At 69.7% G+C, this 3,692-nt stretch carries 3 protein-coding genes; 2 read left to right on the forward strand and 1 reads right to left on the reverse strand.

Annotated features, from left to right (window positions below):
- Positions 1–898, forward strand: an 898-nt coding sequence (locus HMPREF1138_RS09845; protein ID WP_009059367.1) for an oligosaccharide flippase family protein, incomplete at its 5' end; no start/stop codon positions are given.
- 230 nt (positions 899–1,128) lie between these two features.
- On the opposite strand, the gene HMPREF1138_RS09850 is transcribed toward HMPREF1138_RS09845, so the two are convergent.
- Positions 1,129–2,271, reverse strand: coding sequence for a glycosyltransferase (locus HMPREF1138_RS09850; protein WP_050981260.1), 1,143 nt, complete (start codon positions 2,269–2,271; stop codon positions 1,129–1,131).
- Positions 2,272–2,316: 45 nt separating this feature from the next.
- On the opposite strand from HMPREF1138_RS09850, the gene HMPREF1138_RS09855 reads away from it, so the two are divergent.
- Positions 2,317–3,621, forward strand: a complete 1,305-nt coding sequence (locus HMPREF1138_RS09855; protein WP_009059371.1) for a nucleotide sugar dehydrogenase — start codon at positions 2,317–2,319, stop codon at positions 3,619–3,621.
- The last annotated feature ends 71 nt before the right edge of the window (positions 3,622–3,692 follow it).

Genomic DNA, 3,692 nt, shown 5'->3' on the forward strand with positions numbered 1-3,692 from the left:
CGTCGGCGTCTCTGTCCTGTTCCTGGCCCAAGGGCAGGTGTGTTCCTACTGGCTGACCCGCCACCGGCGATTCCAGGCGATTGCAAGCTCGTCGGTCGTGCGCTCCCTCGGTATCGCGGCCCTGCAGCTGGTGTGTGGCTTCCTCGCGAATGGTGGGTTGGGGGCGGCCATTGGGGCGACGATCGCGGGCCAGGGGCTCGCCGTCGCCTACCTGTCGTGGCGCGCCCGCGACGCCCGCGAGCGCGAGGCCTCGGACCCGACCCTGCACGAGGTGGCGTCTCGCTACCGGAAGATGGCCCTCGTGGGCGTGCCCAACGTCGTCGTCGACGCGGTGCGCACGAGCGCGATACCGGTGCTGATCGCCACGTATTCCGTGGCCTCGCTTGGTCAGTTCAACGTGGCGTGGCTTGCTTTGCAGGCCCCGGTCGCCCTCATCGCGGGGGCGCTGTCGCAGGTCTACCTGCCGCGCCTGTCGGACACCCCGCCCGGAGCGATGACCCGCGTCGTCGTGCGAGTCGGCGGCATCGCCCTGGCCTGCTCGATCCCCGTGTTTTCCCTGCTCGCGTGGATCAGCCCGGCTCTCTTCCCCTTCGTGTTTGGGGCGCGCTGGGAGGCAGCGGGGTACTTCGCGCGGTCCCTGGCTCCGTGGCTGTCCCTCACGGTGGCGACCTCGCCGCTGTCCAACGTGTTCGTCGCGACCTACCATCAGAGGCGCATGCTGGCCTTCGCGTGCGTGTACTGTGCGGCGCCCCTGGCGTGGCTCGCGTGCAGCCCCTACGGCGTAGAGACGACGGTCGCCGTCCTCGGCGCCCTCATGACGGTGCTGCTCGTGGGGATGCTCGTCATGGCTGTCCTGACGGCGCGCGCCTACGACGGGGAGCGGTTGCAGGCGGCGTAGACGTGGGCGACCGAAACGCCCGTCGGCCTCGTGAAATGCCCGTCGGCCTCGTGAAACCCTTGTGAAACAGGCGATGTCGTCGCCTCCTGACATGCCTCTCCCCCCAAAAGTCGCACGTAATTTCCATGTGGTCCATTTCTATGCAAGGTCAAAAACCCTGATATTCTGCTATTTTTAGGAATGCTAAGAAAAGTTAGCGAACCCAAATTACGTGCGAGATTTTGGGGGAACTATTGATGTGTCGCTCGCGCGGCGAGGGCCCGTTCGTAGGCCTCTCGCAGGCGCGAGGCCCCCTCCTCCCACGTGGGGATCGCCGGGGCCGTAAAGGCCTCGACGTCTTCGCGCGTGATGCGCTCCAAGGCAGAAACGAGGTCGCGCTCCGGATCCTCCAGCACCCACGTGTCGGCCTGATCGCCCAGGTATCGGCGGGCCTCGGGCAGGGCAGAGCACAGCGCGGGCGTGCCGGCGGCGAAGGCCTCCATCATCTTGTTGGGCGTGGACAAGCGGTGCGAGAGGCACCCGGACTCGATGAGGCACAGCGCCACGTCAGCCCCGCGCGTCATGGCGAGCACCTGGTCCGGCTCCACGGGAGGCAGGCGGTGAATGGTCGGGTGTGCGGTGGCCGCGCGCTCGACCTCGTCCAGCAGGGCGCCATCCCCGACGAAGACGACGTGCGCCCCCAGCTGAGCGAAGGTGCGCAGAATCAAGGGAATGTTGCGCCCCGGCGCGAGGTATCCCGAATGCAGGTACAGGAGCTCGCCCTCCGGGATCCCCAGCCGCGCCCGCAGGTCGATAACCCCGTCCGTCCCCGTCGGCGCGTTCGTCACCACGACCGGATCGACGCCCGGGTAGGCCTCGCGGTACCACTGCGCGATCGACTCATTCACCACGGACACCACGTCCGCGCGGCGGATGTAGCGGCGCTCGATCACGCGCTGGAGGCGCTGGCGCAGCCCCCCGGACCCCACCGTCTCCGTCTCCAACTCGTGCGCGTTGTAGGCGAACACCGCGCCCGTGCGCCGAGCCAGGGCGTGCGCGAGGGGCAGGAGGAACAGGTTCTGCGCGGAGATGGCCGCCACGCGCTGCCTCGCGAAGCGCCGGTACACGCGAGCCCCCCACGCGCAGACGACCCGCACCCCTCCCAGGGGCGCACCCAGGGACGCGCCCCGGATCCGCGTGAGGCGCACGGTGGGGGCCACGGCCTCGTCCGCGGGAAGCCCGCCCTGATCGATGCCGACGACGCGTGTCTGGGAGAACAGGGGGGACAGTGAGCGCGCGATCTTCACCAGGCGACCGGGCGAGGCCAGGTTGGAGGGGTAGAGCAGGAGGTTGAGCGCGCGATCCACGCCCCCATTGTAGGAGCTGCGTGGCACTACACTGGAGAAGAACAGCGAGGCCGGAGACGGAAAGGGGGCCCCATGCGCATCGCGGTCGTCGGCATGGGTAAGATCGGTCTGCCGCTGGCGGTGCACTACGCGCGCGGCGGGCACGCCGTCGTCGGCGTGGACGTGAACCCGCGGGTGGTCGACCTGGTCAACGGGGGAGAAGAGCCCTTCCCGGGCGAGGCTCACCTGGCCGAGTACCTGCCTCCGCTCGCCTCCTCCGGCGCGCTGCGCGCCACGACCGAGTATGCCGAGGTGATCCCCGGCGCCGACGCGGTCGTCATGGTCGTGCCCCTCGTTGTCGACGAGCAGAGCCGACCCGACTTCCGCGTCATGGACGCCGCCACCCGGTCCATGGCCGCGCACCTGACGCCCGGTACCCTGGTCTCCTACGAGACGACTCTGCCCGTGGGCACGACGCGGGGACGCTACAAGCCCCTCATCGAGGAGGTCTCCGGCCTGGTCGAGGGCCGCGACTTCGACGTCGTGTTCTCGCCCGAGCGCGTCCTCACGGGCCGTGTCTTCACTGACCTGGCGCGCTATCCGAAGCTCGTGGGGGGCCTGAGCGAGGCTGGCGAGGCGCGCGGCGTTCGCTTTTACGAGGCCGTCCTCTCCTTCGACGAGCGTGACGACCTGCCGCGCCCCAACGGAGTGTGGCCGATGGGAAGCGCCGAGGCCGCCGAGATGGCCAAGCTCGCCGAGACCACGTACCGGGACGTCAACATCGGCTTGGCGAACCAGTTCGCGCGCTACGCGGACGCGGCCGGCATCGACGTCGCGCGCGTCATCGAGGCCTGCAACTCCCAGCCCTACTCCCACATTCACCGGCCTGGCATTGCGGTCGGCGGCCACTGCATCCCCGTCTACCCGCGCCTGTACCTGGCCGGGGATCCGGACGCAAGCGTCGTTGCCGCTGCGCGCGCTGCGAACGCCGACATGCCCGCCTACGCGGTCTCGCGCGCAGCGTCCCTGCTGGGTTCTCTGGCGGGGCTGCGCGTGGCCGTCCTGGGTGCTGCCTACCGCGGCGGGGTTAAGGAAACGGCGTTCTCGGGTGTCTTCGGTGTTGTCGACGCGCTACGCGAGGCCGGGGCGCGGGTGTGCGTCCACGACCCCCTCTACAGCGATGAGGAGCTCGCCGATTTCGGGTGGGACGCCTACCACCTCGGCGAGGCTGTGGACGTCGCCATCGTCCAGGCCGACCATGCCACCTACCGGGACCTGACGCCCGCGGACCTGCCCGGCGTGCGTCTCCTCGTCGACGGCCGCGCCATCACGCCCCCCGAGGCTTGGGCTGGCACCCCGCGCATCACCATCGGCGGGGGAGCTTCGCCCGCATGCTAGTCACCCTCGCGACCCGTACTTTTACGCCGGAACCCACCGCCGCCGCACTGCGTCTCGGGGCTCTCGCGCGG

The organism is Actinomyces sp. ICM58 (assembly GCF_000283035.1).
GTDB lineage: Bacteria > Actinomycetota > Actinomycetes > Actinomycetales > Actinomycetaceae > Pauljensenia.

What these genes read in the sequence shown, in the direction of transcription:
- HMPREF1138_RS09855 (WP_009059371.1), top strand. Translation starts at nt 2,317, where the DNA reads ATGCGCATCGCGGTCGTCGGCATGGGTAAGATCGGTCTGCCGCTGGCG.